Source organism: Bacteroidota bacterium (assembly GCA_039821555.1).
GTDB lineage: Bacteria > Bacteroidota > Rhodothermia > Rhodothermales > Rubricoccaceae > JBCBEX01.
Genome location: JBCBNX010000003.1, coordinates 331,386 through 355,684, shown reverse-complemented (window position 1 = coordinate 355,684; position 24,299 = coordinate 331,386). Strand labels below are relative to the sequence as shown.

The following is a 24,299-nucleotide window of genomic DNA, read 5'->3' as shown; positions in this document are numbered from 1 at the left end:
TGCGTGAGGGTGGGATTCGCTAAGAGGTCGGGGCGGGCGAGCCTTGCGAGGCGTGGCCCTGGTGCAGGGCTTCTGCCCAGCGGTCATCGGTAGTGCCGCGGCGCTCGCGCAACCAGTAGAAAGCAAGCAATGTGCCGAGCAGTCCCAAGGTTAGCAAGCCACCAATTTTCATGACGTTGAGCGCATGGAGCACGTACGAATTGGCGGCCGGATCGTACACAAAGCAGTAGAGCAGGATCCGGTCGAGCGTGCTCCCCACGGTACCTTCACTCGCCTCCAAAACGGCCTTGCGAAAGTCAGGCGGCGGGTACTCGATGCCGTAGAGGTAGCGGGTGATCGTGCCGTCGGGACTCACGAAAATCAGCGCGGCGTTGTGGACATATTCCTGCTGGCGCTGGTCCCACTTGAAGCCGAAGCCCGTCGCGCGGGTAAGTCGGCCGATGGCCTCCTCACTGGCTGTCAGGAAGTGCCAGCCATCCTCGAGCCCGACTTGGTCGGTCTGGGCGAGGTACTTCGAGCGGGCTGCTGCTGCGTCTGCGGGCGTGTCGCGCTTATCGAACGAGACAGCGATCACCTCGTAGTCGGTGCCGGGCACGAGGTCGGTGCCTTCGATCGACGCGGAGAGGCCGTCCAGCACGAGGCTGCACAGCATCGGGCAGGAGTGATAGACGTAGGCGAGCACCACCGGCTTGCCTGTGCCGAGGTAGTCGCGCAGCACCGTCGTCTCCCCCGCCGCGTTGACGAGCGGGATGTCGAGCGGGACGGCTTCGCCAAGGCGCTCCGTGATGCCAACGTCCTCGAAGGCGTCGGGCATCGTCTCTGCTGAGGCCGGGCGGTTCTGTCCGAGCGGTGCAGCAGCGGCACCTTGAGTGACTTGTGGGATGCGCTGCGCCCGAGCCTCTGTGCTCCCAACACCGAACCCACTCACGACCAGCAGGGTCGCGATCAGCAGCGGAGTCCAATGGGAAAGCGCACGGGTCATGCAGCAACTATGTTCTACGGCGTTCCGTCGGGTCCTGTCAGTGCATCTGGGCCGAGCGGCGTCACACCCGCGTTGATGTCAGGCGTAGCGACGGGCGGCGTGGTGCTGGCAGCAACAGTCTGGGGCGCAGCGGACGCCACTTCTACCTCGTCGATCAGGTCTTGGGTGCTCCAGAACTCAGGCGGCTGCACGAGCCCAGCTACGCCTACCTGACGCTCTTCGTAGCGCACCGTCATCGCGGTCATGGCCTCGGCGATCGGCATCTGATAGATGGCGTCTTCGGCAGAAAGCAGCTTCCAGTCGGTGAGCTTCTCCGCGGCAGCCGACCGGATGTCAGCCAGTTCCGCGTACTCCTCGACGTCTTCGGAGACACCCGAAGCTACGTTGATGCCCTGGGTCGTGACCCAAATGCCCGTGACCACCAAGACGGCAACGACCAGCAGCGTAGCCGTGACGATGGCGCCGATCTGGCTTGCTTCGATGCCTTCGGTCTCGACGCCTTGCTGCCACGCTTGCATGAGCGCGTCCTCGTCGTCGAAGATCTCGGCGTGCACCTCGGCTGCTGCGCCCGCGGCAAGCCCAGCAACGGGGCCGAGGGGCTCGTTCTCGTGCGGCATTTGTGGAGTCTGAGGCTGATCGCTCATAACTGGGTTCCTCGTTGGGAAGGCATGAACAGGGCTCCAATCCGGTTGTTTTCAATTTGGATTGAAACCTAAATGAAAGGCGCGAGGCGTGTCAAGCGCGAGACACAGGAGGCATGCTAGACGTTCTCGAACTTGAGCGAGTCCTGGAAATAGGGGTCGTTGTACGGCGTGACCGCGTGGCGGCTGTTGCGCCAGAGGATCGCGCCGAGCCAAAGCCCGGCCATCCCGATCCACGCGGCGACGTCGGTCAGGGCAAACTTCGCGTGCGGGTTATGGCTACCGATGCCCCCGCCGTGCCCCTCGCCGCCCTCGGCGGCCACAGCACCGAGGCCCGCGATCATGTCGCTCCCGGCCTGGACGGCTGCGTAGGCATCGCCGCCGGAGAGATACTGCGTCGGCAGCGCGAGCCACATGTGGTCGAACCAGTGCATGACGAGCATCCAGACGCACATCGTCGCGAGAATCGGCCAGGTTCGCTTCGAGAAGCGTGGCAGCAGCACGAAGAACGGGACGATGAAGTGGGCGATCAGCAACGCAAAGCTGAAGTACTCCCAGCCGTTCATCAGGCGCTTCTGGTACCAGACGACCTCCTCGGGGATGTTGGCATACCAGATCAGGAAGTACTGGCTGAAGCCGATGTACGTCCAGAAGACCGTGAAGCCGAACATGAGCTTGCCGACGTCCTGGACGTGCTCCTTCGTGACCTCGTGCGTGAGGACGCCATTCTTGTTGTACGCCATCGCCAGGAAGGCGAGCAGCGAGAGGAAGGAGAGCCAGCCGCCTGCGAAGAAGTAGACCCCGAAGATGGTCGAGAACCAGTGCGGGTCGAGGCTCATCAGGTAGTCGAAGCTCGCGAAGGCGGTGAAGACCGCCGAGGCCGGGATGCCCCACGCGCTGTGGAAGACCATCTTGCGGGTGTTCTCGGCGCTCGGCTCCGTGTCGTTCTGGATCGAGAGCGTGTAGAGCTTCCGGCTGAGGAAGATGAACACGCCGAAGTAGACGAAGTAGCGCAGCGCGAAGAAGATGGGCGGCCCCGACGTGGGGTCGACCGGGCCGTAGAAGTAGCCCGCCTTGGTCGCGACCACCTTGTCGAAGTGCGAGTCGGCCGGATCGTAGAGGGTCGGGTCGGCCCAGTGGTAGAGGTCGTAGGAGATGAACGGGCTCAGGATGATCGGGAGGCCCGCCACGAACAGGATCGGGAAGCTCGCCGCCACCGACTCGGCGATGCGCCTCAGCACGATCATCCAACGCGCCTTGACGACGTGGTTGATCATGACGAAGAAGAGCCCGCCAACGGAGATCGAGAGGCACCACGTCCAGCCGATGAGGTAGCTGTACATGAACCGCTGCTGGTCGCCCGTGACGCCGAGCACAAGTGCGATGATGAGCAGCGCCGCGCCGATGCCGAGGGGCGCGAGGTAGGCCCGGCTGTCGCGCGGGAACTGGTACTTGCGGGCGATGCGGTCGCGGTCGTCGTCGACCGGATCGAGTAGCCAGCGCGTGAGGGGGTTCGCCATGGTTGGGGTCTCGGGGTGGTCGGGGTTGGGGCGAGGACGTGCTTAGAGCCTCCGCCCCGCACTCACCAGCACGCTAGTTCGACGGGTTGACGTTCGGGTTGTAGGTCGCGAGGCGCTCGCGGACGGGCACGGGGACGTCCTCGGCGGAGGCGTACTGCGAGAGCTGCAGCGCGCGGATGTACGACACGATGGCCCAGCGGTCGGCGGGGCTGATCTGGTGCGCGTAGCCCGCCATCGAGCGGACGCCGTTGGTGATGACGCTGTAGAGGTAACCGTCCTCGATGCCGCGCAGGCGGGCGTCGTGGTAGGTCGGGGCGGGCGTGTAGCCATAGCCCTGGCCGCCGTTGCCCTTCATGATGATGCCGGCGCCGTCGCCCGCTTGTCCGTGGCAGGGCGTGCAGTAGACGTTGTAGCGCTCTTGCCCCCGCTCCAGCACCTCCGCGTTAATGGCAAGCGGGCTCGTCTCCACGAAGGAGCCGTCCTGGTTGAGGCCGTAGTAGTAGGGCGCGTTATCGCTCGTGCGGAGGTAGCCGCGGGCGATCGTGCCCTCGACGGGCTGGCGCATCGCCGCGCCGTCGGCGAAGAAGGGATTGGCCTCCTGCTCCTCGAAGCGCTGCGTGAAGTCCATGTTCAGGTTAGGGTGGATCGGCGTCTTTTCAGAGCGCCACCCCCGGCAGCCGCTGAGCACGACGCTGCCGAGCAGCACCGCAGCGAGCAAGAGGAAGGTTGTCGGTCGGGTCGTCATGGGACTCTCAGATTCAGGGGGCGCTGATTCAGGGGGCGCAGAAGCGCGCGCGTGCAGGGCTAAGCGTTAACGACGGGCTCGGGGACCTCGATGGACTCGGCCTGGCCGCCGCGGGCGATGTCGCGGGTGCCCTCGTGGCCGACGACCTCGACGCTCATCGCGCCGATTTCGTAGAGGAGCTCCGCCGTGGCCATCTCGTCGTACTTCCCGTCGACGGCCTCGACCTGCAGGAAGAAGGCGTCGTCGGTGACGCGGGCGAAGCGCTTCGAGAAGAAGAGCGGGTTGTAGGGGCGCGGCAGGCCATTGAGCGCCAGCATGCCGCCGACGGCGGTGAGCGCGCTGAAAAGCACCGTCAGTTCAAACGCCACCGGCACACTTGGCTCGAAGGCGAAGAGCGGCTTGTTCGAGATGTTGATTGGGTAGTCGACCGCGTTCATCCACCACTGCATCAGGAACGCGAGCGAGCACCCCGTGATGGCGCCGATGAAGACGAGGTAGCCGAGCTTGGAGTAGCTCAGGCCCATCGCCTTGTCCATGCCGTGGATCGGGAACGGGCTGTAGGCCTCGATGCGGGTGTAGCCGCGCTTGCGGATCTCCTTGACGGCGTCGTAGAGCGTGCCAGGGTTCGAGAACTGCGCGAGCAGGCCTACGTTGGCGTCCGGGCGGCCAGAGAGGAGGCTCATGGGATCAGATTCGGAAAAGTCGGGGGACGCGGTGCGTGCGGGTCGGGAGACGCGAGAGACTTAATGCGCGGCGGGGGGCGGCGTGGCCGTGACGGTGACTCCACCATCGCCGCCGTGGCCGCCAGCGTGACCAGGGCCGCCGTCGCCCTCGTGGTGGTAGAAGTGCGGGTCGGCCTGCGGCATCACCGCCTTCACCTCTGCGATGGCCACCATCGGCGCGTAGCGGAGGAAGAGCAGGAACAGGAACGAGAACCAGCCGAAGGTGCCCACATAGAGCGTCACGTCCCAGATCGTCGGGGAGTAGTAGTCCCACGAGGAGATTAGGAAGTCGCGGTGCAGCGAGGTCACCGTGATCACGAAGCGCTCGAACCACATGCCGATGTTCACTACGATCGAGAGCGCGAACATGATCGGGATCGACCGGCGAAACTTCTTAACCCAGAAGACCTGCGGCGAGATCAGGTTGCACGTCATCATCGCCCAGTAGGCCCAGGCATAGGGGCCAAACATGCGGTTGATGAAGGCATATTGCTCGAATATGACGCCCGAGTACCACGCGATGAAGAACTCCGTGATGTAGGCGAAGCCGACGATCGTGCCCGTCACCAGGATGATGATGTTGCACTTCTCCAGCACCCCCATCGTGATGATGTTCTCCATGTTGTAGACCTTCCTGATGAGCACCATCAGGGTCACCACCATCGCGAAGCCAGAGAAGATGGCCCCCGCGACGAAGTAGGGCGGGAAGATCGTGGTGTGCCAGCCGGGCACGTTGGACACGGCGAAGTCGAAGGAGACGACCGTGTGCACCGAGAGGACGAGCGGCGTGGCGAGGCCGGCCAGGAGCAGGTAGGCGCGCTCGTAGTGGCGCCAGTGGCGGTTCGCGCCGGTCCAGCCGAGCGAGAGGAGGGCGTAGACCTTCTGGCGGATCTTGTCGCGCATGGTCGCCTTGTCGCCCGTCGGAACGCGGTCGCGGATGGTGGCGAGGTCGGGGATGAGGCCGACGTACCAGAAGAGGAGCGACACCGAACCGTAGATCGACACCGCGAACACGTCCCAGAGCAGCGGGCTCTTGAAGTTGGGCCACATCAGCATCGAGTTCGGGATCGGCAGCAGGTAGTAGACCAGCCACACGCGCCCGACGTGGAACGTGGGGAAGATCAACGCACAGGCCACCGCGAAGAGCGTCATCGCCTCCGCCGCGCGGTTGATCGAGGTGCGCCACTTCTGGCGGAAGAGGAAGAGAATCGCCGAGATGAGCGTCCCGGCGTGGCCGATGCCGACCCACCACACGAAGTTGACGATGGCCCAGCCCCAGCCAACGGGGTTGTTGAGGCCCCAGGTCCCGGTGCCGTTCCAGACCTGGAAGGCCAGCGAGAACCACATCATCGAGAGGAGGAGACACGCGCCGGTGAAGGCGAGGTACCACGCCGTCGGGATCCTCTTCTCGACGTGGCCCGCCACGGCCTCGGTGACGTCGTGGAAGTTGAGGCCGCCCTGGACGAGGGCCTCTTCTTCGAGGATGATCCGCTGCGGTTCGTGAGCGGCGGTTGCGGTTGGGGTACTCATCAGTCCCAGGTCAGGGGTCAGGGAAATGCAGGCGGGGAAGCGCTCAGGAGGCTGTCGCTTATGAAGCGGACACCTAGGAAGCAGGGGCGTCGCCGGGGACGGCCCCTTCGGCGTGGTCACTGCTGTGGCCGCCGTCGCCGTCGCCTCCATAGCCATCGCCGCCGTGTTCGTCATAGCCGCCCCGGATCTCGACCGGTCCAGCGAGCGCCGGGTTCGGATTGGTGATGCGCGCCTGGTAGGTCACGCGCGGCTTCACATTGAGGTAGCCGAGGACGGCGTAGTTGCGGTCGCTGCGACGCGCGGCGCTGATGGCGCTATCTGGGTCCTTGATGTCGCCGAACGTGATCGCCTGGGAGGCGCAGACCTGCTGGCAGGCTGTGAGCGGCTCCATCGGGCGGTCTTCGATGTGGGCGATGCCCTGCGCGTAGCGGATGCGCTGAATGCAGAACGAGCACTTCTCCATCACGCCTCGGAAGCGGACAGTGACGTTCGGGTTCTGGGCCATCTGGACTTCGAGCGGGAGCGACTGCGTCCAGTTGTAGAAGTTGTAACGCCGGACCTTGTAGGGGCAGTTGTTGGCGCAGTAGCGCGTGCCGACGCAGCGGTTGTAGATCATCGCGTTAGTTCCATCCGGGGAGTGGACGGTTGCGTTGACCGGGCAGACCTGCTCACACGGGGCGTACTCGCAGTGCTGGCACATCATCGGCATGGACACCATCTCGGGGTTGTCCATGTCGCCCATGTAGTAGCGGTCCATGCGCATCCAGCTCATCTCGCGGCCACGCGAGACCTGGTCTTTACCGACGACCTGGATGTTGTTCTCGCTCTGGCAGGCGATCACGCAGGCGTTGCAGCCGGTGCACGTGTTGAGGTCCACCGAGAGCGCCCACTGATTCTCGGCATACATCGCCTCGCCAATGCGCGGGTCGGACGCCGCGTCGCGCTCCTCGCCCCAGATGGGCGGATAGTCCTGCCACGGCACATCCTCAATGAGCGGGACGGGGTCGTAGGCCGCGTTGTCGCCCTGGGCGTAGGCGGCGAGCGTCGTTTGGCGGATGATGCCGCGGTCTTCGACGGCCGTGGTAGCGTTTTCGACGTTGAGGCCACCGTGGTCCTGCGTCGTGGCGATGAGGTAGTCCTCGTCAACGATGGACGGGCGCTCCTCCAGGACGGCGACGCGGCCACCGAGCGGACGCAGCGGCGCCACGTTGGCGCCGATGCCGTTGGCGAGGGGGCCGTCGTCGTAGATGTCGTTGTCGAAGTACCCGAGCTTGAAGCGCTGGAAGATGGGTTTCGGCGGCGGGATGCGGTCCGAGGCCAGGTCGCGACCATAGCCTGCGACGACGGTGACCGAGTTGTCGGGGTGGCCGGGCTGGACCCATGCAGGGATCTCGATGGTCTCGCCCCCCGCCTTCAAGCTGACGACACTCACGTACTGCTTGCCTTTGCGCAGGACCGAGTTGACGCCGAGTGCCTCAGCCGTGCCATGGCTCATGATCGCCACGTTGTCCCAGGTGATCTTGGTCACCGTCTCGGACGCCTCTTGCATCCACGCGTTGTTGGCGTAGCTGCCGTCGTAGACCTTGCCCGAGAGGCGCACCACGAGTTCCATCGCGTCGGGCGCGAGGACGGGCAAGCCGCTCAGATCAGGCGTGGCTACGTTGGCCGGCTGGACAACTGGGTAGGCCGTGTCGCGCAGCATCCCGTCGTGCAGGACGGTGCGCCAGCCGTCCTCGAACGCGCCCGTGATTTGGCTGCGCCAGGTCGTCCGGACGAGATCGTAGCCACTCGCGTCGCGGCCCGTGGTGAGGACGTTGACGATTTCAAGGTCGGAGTGCGCGTCCTCGTAGAGCGGTGCGATGGTCGGCTGGATGGGCGAGAGCGTACCGTCGTAGGCGCGTCCGTCGCCCCACTGCTCCAGGTAGTGCGCGAGCGGCACGTGCCACGTCGCGCGCTGCGCCGTCTCGTCGATGTGCAACCCGGCATGGATCGTGACGGGTACGTTGGCCATCGCGTCGGCAAAGCCGAGGGCGGCGGGGGCGCTGTAGACGGGATTGGTTCCGAGGCAGACGAGCGCACCAACGGCCCCAGCGTTCATGTCCGTGACAAGTGCCTGGAGCGCCTCGTCTTGCGAGGTGACGGTGCCCTCCCCGGTGTCGTAGTAGCGAACAACCTCCTGGCCGTACTCCGCGTTGAGCGCGGCCACGAGCGCGTGGACCTCGGGGGGCAGCGTGCCGCCTGCCGAGAAGACCACGCGGCCCTGCGCGGCTTGCACGTCTTCGATGAGCGCTTCCAGGATCGGTGCGGCGTGCGCGTCGGCGGTCATGAGAGCCGTACCGGTTGCCGTAGCGCTGCCCACGCCGAGGCGCGCCGCGACGGCGCTGGCAAGGTGCGGGATATCGGCGGCTCGCATCCGGACGCGGTGGTCGGCCATGCCCGCCATTGGCGACATCTGGCTCTCGACCAGGTAGATCCGGCTCATCGTGCTACGACGGCCCTCGGTGATGCGGCGGCTGGCTGCGATCCCACGCTGGTTCGCGATCGTGCCGAGGTGCTCCGCGCCCATCTCGTCGCTGTCGAAGCTTACGATGATGTCGGCGTTGGCGTAGTCGTAGTTGGGACGGAGCGGACGGCCGAGCGCCTGCTGGGTGCCGAGGGCGCCCGTGTCGTCGCCGAGGGCACGGTAGGTGATCCAGCGCAGGCCAGGGTAGGCAGCCTCCATCTCGCCACGCAAACGGGCGAGCGTCGGCGAGTCGTTGGGCTCCGCGAGGACGGCCACATTGCCCTGCACCCCGCCATCGCGCATCTGGCGAGCGAAGGCCACGAAGTCGCGCCAGGACGAAGACGCTTCCCCTGCGCGCCGCACGACGCGGGAGCGATCGGGGTCGTAGAGGTTGAGCACCGACGCCTGGGCAAAAACGTCCGTAGCGCCCTGGTTGTAGGGGTGGGCGGCATTGCCCTCCACCTTCGTAGGGCGCCCCTCGTTGGCACGGATCAGAATGCCTTGGACGGGGCCCCCAAGCGGCATCGAGGTCGCATAGTAGTTCGGGACGCCAGGAATAACCTGTTCAGGCTTGCGAGCGTAGGGCAGGATCTCCTCCGCCGGACGACGGCAGCCGGTCAGGCCGGCAAACGCCATCGACGCCCCCATGATCTTCATGAAGGACCGGCGGGACGTGCCGCTGGCGAAGTCGTCTCCAGCGCGGTCGTCGAGTTTGAAGGCGTCCTCCCCTGTAAAGGCGTCTGGGTGGAATTCGCTTTGCTGGAGCGCGCGAGACTCGGCCGTACGTGCCTTGTCGGCAGGACTGCGCCAGGCGCGAGGCTGCCCGTCGAGGGTCACGTCTGCTTTCGAGAGAATGTCGAGTTCGATCATGGGTGCAGCGGTGCAGCAGTGTTGCGGTGCGGCGGTTCGAGGAGGCGCACGGCCCCACCGCTTCACCGCTTCACCGCAAGACTCTAGTAGTGGCAGGCGGAGCAGTTCTGGGGAGGCTTGATGCCCTCAGCCTCGATGCGTGCGAGGTTGGCCGCGATGTAGGCCTGGTAGGTGTCCTCGTCGGCGCGCACCATCTCGCTGTAGCCCATCGTGGTGACCTCTTCCACAGGCCGGAGGTATTCCTCGGGAGCACGGTGGCACTCCAGACACCAGCCCATCGAGAGCGGCTCGGCCTGGTAGACGACCTCCATCTGATCGATGCGCCCGTGGCAGGTTTCACACCCGACGCCCACGTTGGTGTGGACGGCGTGCGAGAAGTGCGCGTAGTCCGCGAGGTGGTGCACGCGCACCCACTCGACGGGCTCGCCGGTGGCCCAGCTCTCACGCACCGGCAGCAGTTCGAGCGACTGCGCCTTGATGAGCGTGTGGCAGTTCATACACGTCTGCGTGGCCGGCACGTTGGAGTGCTCGCTCGCCATGACGTGGTTGTGGCAGTAGGTGCAATCCATGCCGAACTCGCCCGCGTGGAGGCGGTGGCTGTAGGGCACGGGCTGGTCGGGCATGTAGCCTACTTCGTAGAACTCGGGGGAGAAGTAGTACCACACCGCGCCGATCACGAAGACGGCACCGAAGAGCAGCCCGACGAGGCTGAGGGCCGGAAGCTTGTTGGCACCGCGCTGGAAAATCTGGGGCATAACCGCAGTCGAGGTGAAGGGTCACCGGCCCGCTAGCGAGACGCGGCGTATGTGTGGGCGTCTCTGTCTGAACGTGCCGAAGGGGATCGGACCGAAAGTAGGAGGTACCCTTTCGAGGGGGGTCGAAGAACAATTGAAAAGACCTCGTCGGCCAGGACTCTGCAGACTCTGCGAGGCCTGACGGTGAGGACCGATCAGCGTGCACGTGCCCGGCACGGAAGCGCTTCGTGGACACGGGCACGCAGCTGTCATTCCCGCTTGCGCTGGCCTCGTGCAGAGCACTTGGTTCTGGGCTCAAGGGTAGGAACCCGCGTGCGCCAATGCAAATGCCGAACCCAGCCCTTTCAGCGAAAAATGAAAGTTCGTCAAGGGTCCATATCGACCGCGTCGTCCACCCTGGCCTGTCCATATTCCGTGGCGCGTCCGTGGCGCACGCGCGCCTGGAATCGGATCGCGAGCGCCACGGCGGCGGCAGCGAGGCCTGCCGTCAGCCCCCACCATACGCCGGGAGCGCCCCACGCCTCGATCTCGCCCCACCCGAATCCGAGCACCGCGGCCAGCGTCAGCCCGATGCCCCAGTAGGTCGCCAGCGCGATCCACATGGGCCCTTTTGTATCCTTGAGGCCACGCAGCGCCCCATTCATCGTCACCTGGATGCCGTCGACGAGTTGGAACACGGCGGCGATGCCAAGCAACCCGACGGCTTGCGTGATCACATCGATCATCTCCGGGTCGGCCAAGCTCACGTAGGCGGCGACCACCCAACGAGGGCGCAGCCAGAACAGGATAGCGGCCGCTAGCATGAACCCGGCCCCCAAGAGCGTGGCAGCCCACCCGGCCCGCTTTGCCCCTTCGACGTTGTTGCGCCCGATGGCCTGGCCTACACGCGCGGTGGCCGCCAGCCCTAACCCGAGCGGCACCATGAACGAGATGGAGGCGGCGTTGAGGGCAATCTGGTGGGCGGCGAGCGCCGTCTGGGCCGCCGCGTCGTCCCCCATCCGCCCCACGAGCAGGGTCGAGAGCATGAACAGCCCCGCCTCGATGCCGAGCGTGATGCCGATCGGCCAGCCGATCCGCACGAGGTCGCGGAGCATGGCCGGGTCGGGCCGGCGCACTTCGGCGAGGACACGGTAGCGCTTCGTGAGCGCCCCACGATGCACATAGATCGCTAGGGCGGCAAACATCGACCAAAACACCAGGGTGCTGGACCATCCGCACCCTGCCAGTCCGAGGGCAGGGAAGCCCCAGGCGCCGATCATGAGCGCATAATTCCCCGCGACGTTGAGCGCGACCGCTCCCAGCGTAATCAGCATGATGACGCGTGGTCGACCGAGTCCTTCGAGGAGGCCGCGCAGGGCCGCAAACCACAGGTTGGGCAATGTCCCCCACAGGATCGCTCGGAGATATCCACCCGCCAGTGCCGAGGTCGATTCCGGCTGCCCGGCCAGGAGCAGCAGCGTCTCGGCATTCCCGAGGAGCACCATCAGCGGCACCGCTAGGAGCGTCGCCAGCCAGAGCCCCTGCCGGGCCGCTCGCCCGATGTCGTCTTCGGTCCCCTCTCCGATCTCCGCCGCACCGAACGCCTGCGCCACCGTCGGCCCGACAGCGATCACGAAGCCGATTCCAACCACCGTCGTCGTGAAGAACACGGTGGAGCCCAACACGCCCGCCGCCAGCGCTTCGGGGCCGAGCCACCGCCCGATCATGAGCGTATCCACAAAGCTCGTCGCGATCTGGGCGAGCTGCGCGAGGATGAGCGGCCCTGCCAGTCGCAGCGTCGCGCTAAGTTCGCGGCGGAAGGGATGGGAGAGCACGGATCTGCTGAAGCTTGACGGCACGGGAGCTTGTAGGATCGGTCGTGCTACGTCGCTTGCGCTGCGGAGAATCTAGGGAGACAGCGACGGCCCGGACCCGCGCCGCGGCATCCCACGTGGAGACGCCCTCAGCAAGCGCGTCTGTTTCCCCCTTGTGGCAATGTCCTCAACGCGGGCTATCTTGCGGCTTATGACCTCAACCGCTACGGTCTCCCCCACCGCGCCTCCCCCACCGCAAGCCACCACTGGCTCAGGTGCGGCAGCGGTGCACCCGGCCGACACGCTCGACGTGTCGGTGGTGATCGTCAACTACAACGTGCGGGGTTTTCTGGAGCAGGCCCTCTCGTCGGTCCACCGCGCGGTGCGCAGCCTACGCGCCGAGGTCTTCGTCGTGGACAACAACTCCGTAGACGGCTCCGTGGCGATGGTCCGCGAGCGCTTCCCGGACGTGCGCGCCATCGCCAACCGCGAAAACGTGGGCTTTGCACGGGCCAACAACCAGGCAATCCGCGAGGCGCGTGGGCGCTACCTCTTCATCCTCAACCCGGACACGCTCGTCCAGGAGGACACGCTCGACCGGATGGTCGCGTTCATGGACGCGCACCCGGACGCCGGGGCCGTCGGCTGCCGCATCCTCAACCCCGACGGCACGTTCGCGCCGGAGAGCCGCCGCGCCTTCCCGACGCCGTCGGTGGCGTTCTACCGGATGACAGGCCTCGCCCGCCTCTTCCCGCACAGTCCTACGTTCGGTCGCTACAACCTGACCTACCTCCCGAAGGACGAGGTCTGCGAGGTCGACGCCCTCTCCGGGTCGTGCATGCTCGTCCGCGCCGAGGCCTTGCGCGCGGTGGGTCCTCACGTCGAAGACCCGGACCGGACGGAGGGCGCCGGGCTGTTCGACGAGTCGTTCTTCATGTATGGCGAGGACCTCGACTGGTGCTACCGCATCCAGGAGGCCGGGTGGCGGATCTACTACACGCCCGACACGCAGATCATCCACTACAAGGGCGAGTGCACCAAGAAGGGCGAGCTCCGCTACGTGCGCCTCTTCTATGGGGCGATGATCAGGTTCTCGGAGAAGCACTTCTCTGGCGACGCGGCGCTCAAGCCCCGCGCCCGGCTCTCGGGCGCCGTCCTCCGGTGGGCGATCCGGCTGGCCGTGACGCTGCGGGCGGCCCTAAGCCTGTCCATCCGGGGGTTCCACGCGGTCACCGCACCTGCCTTCGAGTTTGCGCTGGCCTGGGGCGCGATGGCCGCCGTGACTCGCCTATGGAGCGCGGCTCGCGGCGTCCCTTTCGACGCCGCCTTCTACCTGTCCGTGCTCCCGCTCTACGCGCTCGGCGCCACCGCTGCCATCGGGCTCGCCCGCGGCTACGGGCGAGGACGGCACCGGCTGCGGCCCTTGCTCACGGGCATGGGCAGCGCGTTTGTGGCCGTGGCGACCGTGTCGTTCTTCCTGCCAGCGATCCAGTTCTCGCGCGGCGCGGTGCTCTTCGGCTTTGCCGCCGCCGCCGCTATTCTCCTGGCTCAGCGGCTGGCGCTCCACTTCCGCGCCCGCGAGGCCCGCAGCGTGCTCCTCGTAGGCGACGCTGCGGAGGCCACCCGCCTGCACCGCATGCTGACGGGCCGGCCGCGCTCCCGGCTGAAGCTCCTCGGCTTCGTCGCCAATGAAGCGAACAAGCTCCCCACGGCGCCGGAGGTGGTGGCCCACCTCGGTGCGCTGCACCACCTCCGTGACCTCGTGCGCCTGCGCGGCGTCCACGAGGTCGTCTTTGCCGCTGACAGCCTCACCAACACGGGCATCCTGCGGCTGATGCGCGACCTACGCGACCTGCCGGTGCAGTTCAAGATCCTCGTCCACAACCACGACCGCCTCATCGGCAAGGCCTCCGTGGACGACTTCTCGATGCCGCTGCTGGACGCCGAGCGGACCGTGGCGCCGCTCCGGTCGGGCAGCCGCCGCCTACTCCTGGACGTGCCGGTGGCACTCGTGGGCACGGCGATGCACCCGCTTTGCCGCCTCCTCGCCCGCCTCCGCCCCACCGCGCGGATGCGCAGCCTCGCCTGCGCCACGGCGATGATGCCGTCGGTGCTGGCTGGCCGCCGCGCGCTCGTCGGCTACGACACCCGCATCGCGACGCGCCCGCCTGAGGCGTGGGCGCTCCAACCCGGCCTCGTCTCCATCCTCGACACCCTGCCGACCCGGCCCGCAGGCATCGTGGAGGTGCACCGCGCCTACTGGTTCTACGCGCGCCACCAGTCACTCTGGCTCGATCTGGAGATCCTCGCCCGCGCCCTCGTCCGCAACCCGAAGGACTGCTGACGCTCTGGTTTGAGCCCCGGCCCTCGTGCAGCGGTTGCACGGCCGCACCCGGGAAAAGCGGAGGCTAGGAAAGTCTGAGGCCAGGAATCTAGGGCCTCCCCCCAGCGTATCCGGTCGGCGGCGTATCTTTGCGATCCGCCATTCCCTGCGAGTCTCCTCGGTTTCCACCTCTTTGGCGCTGTCCACCATGCAACTCCTCGACTTCGAAAAGCCGGTCGCCGACCTAGAGCAGAAGCTCGACGAACTGCGCCGCTATGACGCCGAGGACGCCGAGGTCGACCTCACCGCGCAGATCGCGGCGCTCGAACGGCGCGTGGAGCAGCTCAAGCAGCAGGTCTACACTGGCCTCACGCGCTGGCAGCGCGTCCAACTCGCCCGCCACCCCGACCGCCCCTACACGCTCGACTACGTGCAGGCGCTCACCCGGGGCTTCGTGGAACTCCACGGCGACCGCCTCTTCGGCGACGACCGGGCGATGATCGCGGGCCTCGGCACCTTCGAAGGCCGCCGCTTCGGCGGACGCGACCAGACCGTCGCCCTCATCGGCCACCAGAAAGGACGCGACACCAACCAGCGGAAGTACCGCAATTTCGGGATGCCCAACCCGGAGGGCTACCGCAAGGCGCTGCGTGTGATGAAGTTCGCCGCTAAGTTCGGCAAGCCCGTCGTGGCGCTCCTCGACACGCCCGGTGCCTTTCCTGGCCTCGAAGCCGAGGAGCGTGGTCAGGCCGAGGCGATCGCGCGCAACATCCTGGAGATGACGCGGCTGCCCGTACCCATCGTGGTCGTCATCGTCGGCGAGGGCGCGTCCGGCGGCGCGCTCGGCATCGGCGTGGGCGACAGGCTGCTGATGCTGGAGAACGCGTGGTACTCCGTGATCTCGCCCGAGAGTTGCTCCTCGATCCTGTGGCGCTCGTGGGACTACAAGGAGGAAGCGGCGCGCGCCCTTCGACTCACCGCACCCGACCTCATCGAGCAGGGCATCGTGGACGAAATCGTGCCGGAGCCGCTCGGCGGCGCCCACCGCGATCCCGAGTCCACCTTCGACGCCGTCGGGCATGCCATCGCCCGGACCCTCGGCTCGCTCACGGCGATGACCCACGACGAGCGCTTCGCCGCCCGCATGGCCAAATTCGACAGCATCGGCGCGTTTGAGGAAGCTTAGGGCTTTCTTCTTCAGGTCTGATTCAACAACCACGTGACTATGTTTCTCACGAGTGAATCAAAGGTGAGAAACGTACGCGGGATTAGCGAGGCTGAGCGTCGACGAATCGAGGACTTCCTTCAGGGAGCTGTCTACTGCTGGTGTAAGAACCGAAAAGATGAGTGGTTCGCGCTGCGAGACCTTATGGGCGGAGACAACTTTGACTGGAGCGGCACCCCTTTGATGACTCTCTACCGGAAACACAAGAACCAAAGCGTAGATCCGATTAGGCTCTGTCTGGATATTCGCGCAGGTAGCGCTCCACGATCGCCAACTGCACCATCGCCCGATAGCTCTCCGCCAACTTCTCGTGCCGCGTCCCGATTCTCCGATGCTCCTTCAGGTGACCCAGCGTCCGCTCGACCACGTTGCGTTCCCGGTAGAGCGCGCGGTCATGGCGACGCGGACGCTTCCGGTTACGCTTCGACGGAATCACCGCCGCGATGCCCTTGCGGCGCAGCCAAGCTCGGATACGGTCCACATCGTACCCCCGGTCGGCCAAGACACACCTGGGGCGACATCGGATCTGCCCGGAGCGCTGGCGCACGCCCACAGCGTTGAGTGCTTGCTCGAACTGAGTCGAGTCATGCCGTTGCCCCGGCGTCAGCACGACCGCCAGCGGCAAACCCCGCCGATCCGTCACGAGGTGAAGCTTGGTCGTAAAGCCGCCACGCGACCGCCCCAGCGCATGATCCTCCGGCTCGCGATCCGACGGCTCGCTCGCGAGGGCGGTGCCCCCCTTTTTCGGGCTCCCGCCGCAGAACGCGAGGCCCGAACGCTTGTCGAGTCGATGCAGAAGGCCGACCAGTCGATGAGGCCGTCTCGGTCGAGGTCGCGCTGGAGGTGGGCCACGACCCGGTCAAGAAGGCCAGCCTGGCGCCAGCGTCGGAAGCGGTCATATGCGCTCTTCCAAGGGCCGAAGCGCTCCGGGAGGTCTCGCCACTGGGCTCCGGTCTTCATGATCCAGAGAGCGGCGTCGAGCATGAGGCGGGCGGGTCGTCCGGGGCGTCCTCGTGCGGAAGTCGGCTCGAAGAGGTGGGCGATGCGGGCCCACTGGGCGTCGGTGAGGGCGTGTCGCTTGGGTGGCATCGGCGTGGTTTGGAAAAGCGCCGAAGTTACCTCACATTTTCCAGACAGAGCCTAGTACAACTGAGGGCTTCGTCTCGCGTCGCTGGGCGAGGAGCGTCCCGAAGTCCGTGTCTGCCGAGACGACGATGCGATCCTCGTCCGCCGCGCGTTGGAAGATCACGAGGTCGTCGGCCGCTTGCAGTCCGTAGGCGCGGACATGAACGGCGTCGAATCCCCCAGCGAGCAGGCCGTCGGCGACGGAAGGTGAGAGCGCGTTGTCGATCAGTAGCTTCATGCGAATACATCAGGTGGCGGGTGTATTCGCGATGATAACGTCACACAGAGAAGGTTCAATCGCCCTCGGATGTGGACAAGTTGTGGGTAAATCTGGCTAGATTACCAGAGGGAGCGACCGCTCGCTCACGGCCTCGGCAGCGAAGCGCAGCGCCTCGCGGAGATCGGCGGCTTCGAGGTCGGGATAGGCCTCCAACACCTCGGCTTCGGTCATGCCATCGGCGAGCATCCCAACGACCGTTGCCACGGGGATGCGCAGGCCGCGGATGCACGGCACGCCGCCCATCTGTGCGGGGTCTACGGTGATGCGGTCGTACTTCATGAGCGTCGCGATTGGCTGCCCCTGCTAACTCATCGCTTGAGGTAGAGATTCCGCATCTCGAAGGGGCGGGTGAAGTGCTCGTCGGTGAGCGCGTCCACGAAGGCGATGGCCTCGCCGGTCGACTTCATCTCGGGGCCGAGCTCCTTCGACACCTCGGGGAATTTCTCCCACGAGAAGACCGGCTCCTTGAGCGCATAGCCGCTCGTGAGTTGGCTCTCCAGTTCGCCGCGGTCGCGGAAGTCCTTCAGCTTCGCGCCGAGCATCACCTTCGCCGCGATGCCCGCGATGGGCACGCCGGTCGCCTTGGCCACGAACGGGACGGTCCGGCTCGCGCGCGGGTTCGCCTCGATCACGTAGACGACCTCGCGCTCGCCATCGCTCTGGACGGCCAACTGCACGTTGATGAGGCCGACGACTTCGAGCCGCCGCGCGATCTCGGTGACGTACTGCCGGATCGTCGCCTGGACTTCTTCTGACAGCGAGTAGGGCGGCAGCACGGCCGTCGAGTCGCCCGAGTGGACGCCCGCGGGCTCGATGTGCTGCATAATGCCGGTGACGTGCACCTCGTCGCCGTCGGCGATGGCGTCGCAGTCGATCTCGGTGGCGTTTTCGAGGAAGCGGTCGAGCAGGATATCGTTGCCCGGAAACATCTGCAGGACGGCCTCGACGTACTCCGCGACCTCCTCCTTGTTGATCGCGATGCGCATGCCCTGGCCGCCGAGGACGTAGCTCGGGCGGATGAGGATGGGGTAGCCGATCTCCTCGGCGACGGTGACGGCCTCGCGGACCGAGCGCGCCATGCCGTAGGGCGGGAACGGGATTTCGAGCTCCTTGAGCACGCCCGAGAACCGGCCTCGATTCTCTGCGAGGTCCATCAACTCGTAGGGCGTCCCGAAGAGCTTGACGCCCGCTGCCTTGAGCCGCCGCGCGAGCTTGAGCGCGGTCTGGCCGCCGAGTTGCACCATCACGCCCTCCGGTTGCTCGTGGTCGAGCACGTCCTTGACGCGTTCCCAGAAGACCGGCTCGAAGTAGAGCTTGTCGGCGATGTCGAAGTCGGTGGAGACCGTCTCGGGGTTGCAGTTGATCATCAGCGCCTCGTAGCCCATCTCGCGCGCGCCGAGGACGCCGTGGACGCACGAGTAGTCGAACTCGATGCCCTGCCCGATGCGGTTGGGGCCGCTGCCGAGGATGACGACCTTCTTGCGGTCGCTGCGGATCGACTCGTTGTCGCCCTGATCGTAGGTCGAGTAGAAGTAGGGCGTCTCCGCCTCGAACTCGCCCGCGCAGGTGTCGACGACGCGGTAGGTCGGCTCCAGGCCCAGCGCGAGGCGGTACTCGCGCACGTCGCTGTCGGTGACCTCGTCCTTGAGCAGGTACGCGATCTGCTGGTCGGAGAAGCCCGCTTGCTTGACGCGGAGGAGGAGGTCGCGCCCGAGGCCGCTCAACGTGAGGTCGCCCAGCGCATCCTCAAGGGCGACGAGGTCCTGGACTTGGTAGAGGAACCACGGGTCCATCTTCGTGATGTCGGCGATCTCGGCGACAGACGCGCCCAGGCGGAACGCGCTGCGGACGTGGAGCAGCCGGTCCCAGTAGGGCCGCCGCAGCCGCTCGCGAACGGTCGTGCGGTCGGGCTCGTCGCGGTCGGCCCCCAGCCCCGCGTAGCCGATCTCCAGCGACTGCCACGCCTTCTGCAGGCTCTCCTGGAACGTGCGCCCAATCGCCATCACCTCGCCGACGGCCTTCATCTGCGTGGTCAGCTCTTCGTCCGAGCCCTCGAACTTGTCGAAGTTGAAGCGCGGCACCTTCGTCACGACGTAGTCGAGCGCGGGCTCGAAGCAGGCCGACGTGGTGCCCGTGATCTCGTTGGGGAGTTCGTCGAGCGTGTAGCCGACCGCGAGGCGGGCGGCAACTTTGGCAATGGGGTAGCCTGTCGCCTTCGAGGCGAGCGCCGAGGAGCGGCTGACGCGCGGGTTGATCTCGATCACGATCATGCGCCCGTCGGCGGGGTTGACCGCGAACTGGATGTTGCAGCCGCCCGCGAACGTCCCGATGGAGCGCATCGCGCGCAGCGCCGCGTCGCGCATGGCCTGGAACTGCTTGTCGGTCAGCGTCTGCTGCGGCGCGACGGTCACGCTGTCGCCGGTGTGGACGCCCATCGGGTCCACGTTCTCGATGGAGCAGATGATCACGACGTTGTCGTTGGCGTCGCGGAGCAGCTCGAGCTCGTACTCCTTCCACCCGAAGAGGCATTCTTCGATGAGCACCTCGTGGATGGGCGAGAGTTCGAGGCCGCGCGCCACCTTGCGGTCGAACTCGTCCGCCTCCCAGACGATGCCGCCGCCCGCGCCGCCCATCGTGTAGGACGGCCGGATCACGATCGGCGTGCCGCCCAATTCCTGCGCGATCTCTTTGGCTTCGAGCAGCGACTTCGCCACGCGGCTGCGCGCCTGGTCGAGCCCGATGCGCTCCATGAGGTCGCGGAACTGCTGGCGGTCCTCCGTGATCTTGATCGCGTCGATGTCGACGCCGATGACGTGGATGCCCTGCTCCTCCCAGTAGCCCTGCTCGTGGAGCTTCTGCGCGAGGTTGAGCGCCGTCTGCCCGCCCATCGTCGGGAGCACCGCGTCGGGCTTTTCCTTCGCGACGATCTCGCGGATGGAAGCCGGCGTGAGTTCCTGGAGGTAGACTGCGTCTGCCATCGACGGGTCGGTCATGATCGTCGCCGGGTTGGGGTTGACCAGGGCGACGGAGTAGCCCTCGGCGCGGAGCGCGCGGCAGGCCTGGGAGCCGGAGTAGTCGAACTCGCACGCCTGCCCGATGACAATCGGCCCGGAGCCGATGAGCAGGATCTTGTGGATGTCGGTGCGCTTGGGCATCGGCGGAAGGTTGAAGTGGGAAGTTCGAAGGGAGACGTGAAGTGCGTGCTCGGCTTGGCTCCCCCCGCCCCGCTCCTCTGCGAGGAGTCGCGGGGCTGTCCCCCTCACGCGTGAGGGGGACAGTTCGAAGAGCGGAGCGTCGCCAGACGCGGAGGCGATGCGAACGGGGGGAGCCGTATCAGCTACCCGCCGAACCCGCTCACGTTGAAGTCTGTCTCGCGCTCCAGGATGACGAGGGCGGCGAAGTGGGGGCCGTCGCCGATCTGGTCATCGCCGCCGCCGCCCATGGCGGTCGTGGCGAGGGGCAGCCAGCCGTCGGCGAGGTGCTGGTTGAGGGTGTCGAGGCTCGCGCCGTCGCCCGAGTGCGGGTCGAAGCGGACGATGAGGGCCTTTCGTTCTTTAGACATAGTTGTCGGTCCTTAGTCAGTGGTTGTTGTCGGATTTGCTATCCCCTAGGCCCTATCCCCTATTTCCTCTGCTAGTCGCCATTCGCTAGTCGCTCACGCCTCGACCTCCCGCCCCTCCTCGATCAACCCGAGAAAGTCATCGAAGAGGTACTGGCTGTCGTGCGGGCCGGGGCTGGCCTCGGGGTGGTACTGCACGCTCATCCCGGCGAAGCGCGCGAAGCGGACGCCCTCGACGGTCTGGTCGTTGAGGTTGCGGTGCGTGAGCGTGGCGACCTCGTCGGTGATCGACTCAGGAGCAACCGCGAAGCCGTGGTTCTGCGTCGTGATCTCGACGCGGCGCGTGCCGAGGTGCTGCACGGGGTGGTTCGCGCCCCGGTGGCCGACCTTCATTTTGTAGACCTCCAGCCCTTCGGCGAGGGCGAGGAGTTGGTGGCCGAGGCAGATGCCAAAGAGCGGCGTGCCCGAGGCGATGGCGGCCTTCGTCGTCGCGATGGCGTCGGGCATGGCGCGCGGGTCGCCGGGGCCGTTCGAAAGGAAGATCCCGTCGGGCTGCCAGGCGAGTACGTCGGCGAGTGGAGCGTCGCCGGGGAAGACGCGGACGGCGCAGCCGCGCGCCATGAAGCTGCGCAGGATGTTGCGCTTGACGCCGAAGTCGTAGACCGCGATACGCTTCCCAGTGACGCCCTTTTCAGTGCGCGCGTCGCAGTAGTCGTAGGCCGTCTGCGTGCCCACGCGGCTCGCGAGTTCGAGGCCCGCCATCGACGGATGTGCCTGGGCCTTGGCGACGAGGCTCGCGTCGTCGAGATCCACGGCGGAGATGACCGCGTTCATCACCCCTTTCGAGCGGATGTGCCGGACGAGCCGCCGCGTGTCCACGCCGGTGATGCCGACCAACTCGTGCCGCTTCATGAAGGCGTCGAGCGTCTCCTCGCTCTCCGAGTTCGACGGCCGCGCGTTGTGCTCGCGCACCACGAAGCCCGCCACCATCGGACGGTCGGCCTCCATCGCCGCGCGCATCGCGCCGTAGTTGCCGATGTGCGGATACGTCATCATCATGAGCTGGCCGACGTAGCTGGGGTCCGTCAGGATCTCCTGGTAGCCGCTCATCGATGTGTTGAAGCACAGCTCGCCGGCCGTCTCGCCGGGGTGTCCGAAGGCGGTGCCAGTGACGATGGTGCCGTCGGCGAGCGCGAGCTTGGCCGGAACGACGAGCGCGGGCGAATCAGGGCGCGTCTGGATCATCGCAGGTGGGAGTGGGAGCGCGGTAGCGGTCGGCGCGGGCAAAAAAAAACCTCCCCGATCAACGGGAAGGTCAACAGCGGACAGCGTCGAGCGACGGCTCGAACAGCGCAGCAGGTCCGTGGTCGAAGGGAAGGCCGGGCATGGCCAGCGAGGAGCGGTGGGATGGCGGTTCGGCAAGCTACGGGAGGAGGTGGCGGCTGTTCCGCATCCGCCCGGAGCCTTTGCGGGATCTTCCCGCTGCCCGCGAACCAGCGCAACCTACCGCCGCGGCTCGGGTTCACGCCCGCTGACTTATCCACACCTGCCGGATACCCGCTCGCAGCAGGCTCCGAACCGCTGACGCCGACGGTGGCGCGGCTCAAGGCGTTGGCGCCAGAAACCGCAGGGGTGCCTTCCTACGTTCTCGTACCTACCTCTGTCCTGCGCGTCCGTGTCCATCAACCACGATCCTGTCGCCTATCGCATCCGGGGCCTCGCGGCGCTCGCGGCGAGCCTGGCGCTGGTGTGCGCGGTGTTCACGCTCTGGCCGCACGACCTGCTCGCCCCCGCCGAGGCCGCGGTGTACGACGCCGCGGCACCCGAGGTGATCGTCCTGGAGGAGATCGCGCAGACAGTGCAGGCCCCGCCGCCTCCGCCCCCGCCGCCGACGCTGCTCCCACCGGTGGAGGTGCCCGACGAGATCGAGATCCCAGACGAGGAGCTCGACTTCGAGGAGCCGACGCTCGACCTGCCCACGGAGATCGCCATTCCCGATGCGCCAGCCCTTGAGGTGACGCCTGTTCCAGCTCCCGCCGCCCCGGCTTTCGTCGAGCGCCCGCAGCGTAGCCCCGTCCACCTCACGCTGAGCACGCCGACCTATCCCGAGGAAGCCCGACGGGCTGGCATCCGCGCCCGCGTGCGCGTGAAGGTGCTCGTGAACGAGAGCGGACAGGTCGCCGAGGCGGAGGTCGTGGAGCGCCTGCTGCTGCGGGGCAGCGAGGAACGCATGGTGGACGCCATCGGCTACGGCGTCGAGGCTGCCGCGCTGGATGCGGCTCGCCGCGAGCGTTTCCGCCCGGCCCGCCACGACGGCTCGCGCGTCCGCGCCTACACGACGACGACATACAGCTTCGGCGTGTAGCCGTCGAGGTTTGCTGGACACGGCTATGTGATCTGCTCGATGCGCTCGCACACGCCACGCAGGTTGAAGGCGTCGGCATAGCGCTCGATGACCGCCTCGATCCGCGCGCCGACGACGGCTTCCGGGTCGAGATCGGCGACGAAGTCGTAGAGGGCACTACGCGCGTCGGCGACCTCGGGCTGCGTCCACACATAGCGCGCGCTGGTCGCAACGAACCACGTTTGTTGATCAGGGTCGAGGTCGGCGAACGCAGCGTCCCGCTGGCCAGGGCCGAGCCACGTGCGCCAGTGCCCATCGGCGACCACGGCCTCGCGGAGGACGCGCTCGATCTCGGGGCGGTGTCCACGCGCGCAAGCCTGGTCGGCGAGGTCGCACAGCGCGGCGTACTCGGCGGCGGTGCACTCCGGGCCGATGTTGGCGCCGCCCATGCCGCTCGCGGGGTAGGCGTCCGGCTGCGCCACGAAGTCGGTGTCATGCCCCTTCACGAGCGCCCCGAAACGCCGCGCCTGGCGGGTCAGTGTCGCGGCTTTCTCCGCGTCGAAGCGGTCCGTGGTGAGCAGCGTTCCGACTTGGCCGACGACGAAGCACGGCGCTGCGTGCAGCAGGTCACGCGCCCACAGTCCGGCGTGGAGGTCATCGAGGAACTGCACGAACGCCGCCTCGTCGGCAAGGCCGCCTGCAATCTCTTCGGTGCCGACCTCGTAGGCTACCGGCGGTAGGCGCTGCGCGGTACGGTGGGCCTCCGCATGCGCGAGCAGGTCGAGCGTCCGCGCAACGACGGTGACGGGCAAGGCAGGTGACCCACCAGGGCCGGTCGTCGCGTCGAGGTGGAGGAGCGCATAGCCCGCGTCGAGGCAGGCGCTGAGCGAGCGCTTGGCCGCCGCCATCGCCCCCGTTTCGTCGAGGCCGTCGTGGACGGCGGTGCGCCAGGGGCCGCCGTGGTCGAGACCGAGACCAATGGGCACCGTGACGCCCAGGCGTTCGGCGTCGTCTGTGACGAATCGGGCAAACGACGCAGGCGTCCAGCCGGTGTAGCCTCCGCCCATGATCGCGTCGACCTGGTTGAGCGTCGCCGCGAACAGCGCCGGCATCCCGGTGCGTTCGGCGACACGCAGCGTGGCGCGCGTGACCGCTTCCGAGTTAGGGCAGACCGCCAGCAGCGTCGTGTCGGGCAGCCGCCCGTCGATCATCGCCCGGACGAGAGCCGCGAGGAACGGCGTGCCGTCGGCTTCGAGACGGTCCACGAGACGGCGAGCCGATGGCGAGGGCGCGAGCATGGGGCAGCAGGGAGGAGGGGCCTCAACCTAGCCTCGTCGCGCCGCGCCCTCTGTAGTCCGATCCCTGAAAGGCTGTGGGAGTTG

18 protein-coding genes and 1 pseudogene are annotated in these 24,299 nt (G+C 66.8%); 3 read left to right on the top strand and 16 right to left on the bottom strand.

Annotated features, from left to right (window positions below; genetic code table 11):
• Positions 1–19 precede the first annotated feature (19 nt).
• The 9 genes from AAFU51_05825 to AAFU51_05785 all read right to left on the bottom strand — a co-directional run bounded on the left by AAFU51_05825 (position 20) and on the right by AAFU51_05785 (position 12,082).
• A complete protein-coding gene (locus AAFU51_05825) occupies positions 20–982 on the bottom strand; it encodes an SCO family protein (GenBank protein ID MEO1570768.1) in 963 nt (320 codons plus the stop codon).
• 14 nt (positions 983–996) lie between these two features.
• Positions 997–1,599, bottom strand: a complete 603-nt coding sequence (locus tag AAFU51_05820) for a hypothetical protein (protein ID MEO1570767.1) — start codon at positions 1,597–1,599, stop codon at positions 997–999.
• 143 nt (positions 1,600–1,742) lie between these two features.
• Positions 1,743–3,143 carry a hypothetical protein gene (locus tag AAFU51_05815; protein ID MEO1570766.1) on the bottom strand — a complete coding sequence of 467 codons (1,401 nt, stop codon included), beginning with the start codon at positions 3,141–3,143 and terminating at the stop codon, positions 1,743–1,745.
• Between the two features lie 73 nt (positions 3,144–3,216).
• Positions 3,217–3,888 (bottom strand): cytochrome c, encoded by a 672-nt coding sequence (locus tag AAFU51_05810; GenBank protein ID MEO1570765.1) that lies wholly within the window; start codon positions 3,886–3,888, stop codon positions 3,217–3,219.
• A gap of 59 nt (positions 3,889–3,947) precedes the next feature.
• The gene (locus tag AAFU51_05805; GenBank protein ID MEO1570764.1) at positions 3,948–4,571 is read right to left on the bottom strand and encodes a DUF3341 domain-containing protein; all 624 of its coding nucleotides are present in this window, start codon (positions 4,569–4,571) and stop codon (positions 3,948–3,950) included.
• Positions 4,572–4,631: 60 nt separating this feature from the next.
• On the bottom strand, positions 4,632–6,140 hold the full coding sequence (nrfD, locus tag AAFU51_05800; GenBank protein ID MEO1570763.1) for an NrfD/PsrC family molybdoenzyme membrane anchor subunit: 1,509 nt from the start codon (positions 6,138–6,140) through the stop codon (positions 4,632–4,634).
• A 73-nt stretch (positions 6,141–6,213) separates the two neighbouring features.
• The gene (locus tag AAFU51_05795; protein MEO1570762.1) at positions 6,214–9,513 is read right to left on the bottom strand and encodes a TAT-variant-translocated molybdopterin oxidoreductase; all 3,300 of its coding nucleotides are present in this window, start codon (positions 9,511–9,513) and stop codon (positions 6,214–6,216) included.
• Between the two features lie 83 nt (positions 9,514–9,596).
• Complete coding sequence (locus tag AAFU51_05790; protein MEO1570761.1) at positions 9,597–10,268, bottom strand: cytochrome c3 family protein; 672 nt, start codon at positions 10,266–10,268, stop codon at positions 9,597–9,599.
• Between the two features lie 365 nt (positions 10,269–10,633).
• A complete protein-coding gene (locus AAFU51_05785; protein MEO1570760.1) occupies positions 10,634–12,082 on the bottom strand; it encodes an MATE family efflux transporter in 1,449 nt (482 codons plus the stop codon).
• Between the two features lie 190 nt (positions 12,083–12,272).
• On the opposite strand from AAFU51_05785, the gene AAFU51_05780 reads away from it, so the two are divergent.
• Positions 12,273–14,405: a glycosyltransferase gene (locus tag AAFU51_05780; GenBank protein ID MEO1570759.1), complete on the top strand. Its 2,133-nt coding sequence runs from the start codon at positions 12,273–12,275 to the stop codon at positions 14,403–14,405.
• Between the two features lie 187 nt (positions 14,406–14,592).
• On the top strand, positions 14,593–15,570 hold the full coding sequence (locus tag AAFU51_05775) for an acetyl-CoA carboxylase carboxyltransferase subunit alpha (protein ID MEO1570758.1): 978 nt from the start codon (positions 14,593–14,595) through the stop codon (positions 15,568–15,570).
• A 265-nt stretch (positions 15,571–15,835) separates the two neighbouring features.
• On the opposite strand, the pseudogene AAFU51_05770 reads toward AAFU51_05775, so the two are convergent.
• The 6 genes and pseudogenes from AAFU51_05770 to carA form a co-directional block, all read right to left on the bottom strand.
• Positions 15,836–16,698, bottom strand: a pseudogene (locus tag AAFU51_05770) (IS5 family transposase).
• A gap of 31 nt (positions 16,699–16,729) precedes the next feature.
• Positions 16,730–16,972, bottom strand: coding sequence for a DUF5615 family PIN-like protein (locus AAFU51_05765; GenBank protein ID MEO1570757.1), 243 nt, complete (start codon positions 16,970–16,972; stop codon positions 16,730–16,732).
• Between the two features lie 96 nt (positions 16,973–17,068).
• Positions 17,069–17,293, bottom strand: a complete 225-nt coding sequence (locus tag AAFU51_05760; protein MEO1570756.1) for a DUF433 domain-containing protein — start codon at positions 17,291–17,293, stop codon at positions 17,069–17,071.
• 29 nt (positions 17,294–17,322) lie between these two features.
• Positions 17,323–20,169, bottom strand: a complete 2,847-nt coding sequence (carB, locus tag AAFU51_05755; protein ID MEO1570755.1) for a carbamoyl-phosphate synthase large subunit — start codon at positions 20,167–20,169, stop codon at positions 17,323–17,325.
• Between the two features lie 182 nt (positions 20,170–20,351).
• The gene (locus AAFU51_05750) at positions 20,352–20,576 is read right to left on the bottom strand and encodes a hypothetical protein (protein ID MEO1570754.1); all 225 of its coding nucleotides are present in this window, start codon (positions 20,574–20,576) and stop codon (positions 20,352–20,354) included.
• Positions 20,577–20,669: 93 nt separating this feature from the next.
• A complete protein-coding gene (gene carA, locus AAFU51_05745) occupies positions 20,670–21,818 on the bottom strand; it encodes a glutamine-hydrolyzing carbamoyl-phosphate synthase small subunit (GenBank protein MEO1570753.1) in 1,149 nt (382 codons plus the stop codon).
• Positions 21,819–22,248: 430 nt separating this feature from the next.
• Here carA and AAFU51_05740 point away from each other — a divergent pair, with 430 nt between their 5' ends.
• On the top strand, positions 22,249–22,938 hold the full coding sequence (locus AAFU51_05740; GenBank protein MEO1570752.1) for an energy transducer TonB: 690 nt from the start codon (positions 22,249–22,251) through the stop codon (positions 22,936–22,938).
• Positions 22,939–22,961: 23 nt separating this feature from the next.
• On the opposite strand, the gene AAFU51_05735 is transcribed toward AAFU51_05740, so the two are convergent.
• Positions 22,962–24,215, bottom strand: a complete 1,254-nt coding sequence (locus tag AAFU51_05735) for a class II D-tagatose-bisphosphate aldolase, non-catalytic subunit (protein MEO1570751.1) — start codon at positions 24,213–24,215, stop codon at positions 22,962–22,964.
• Positions 24,216–24,299: the final 84 nt, after the last annotated feature.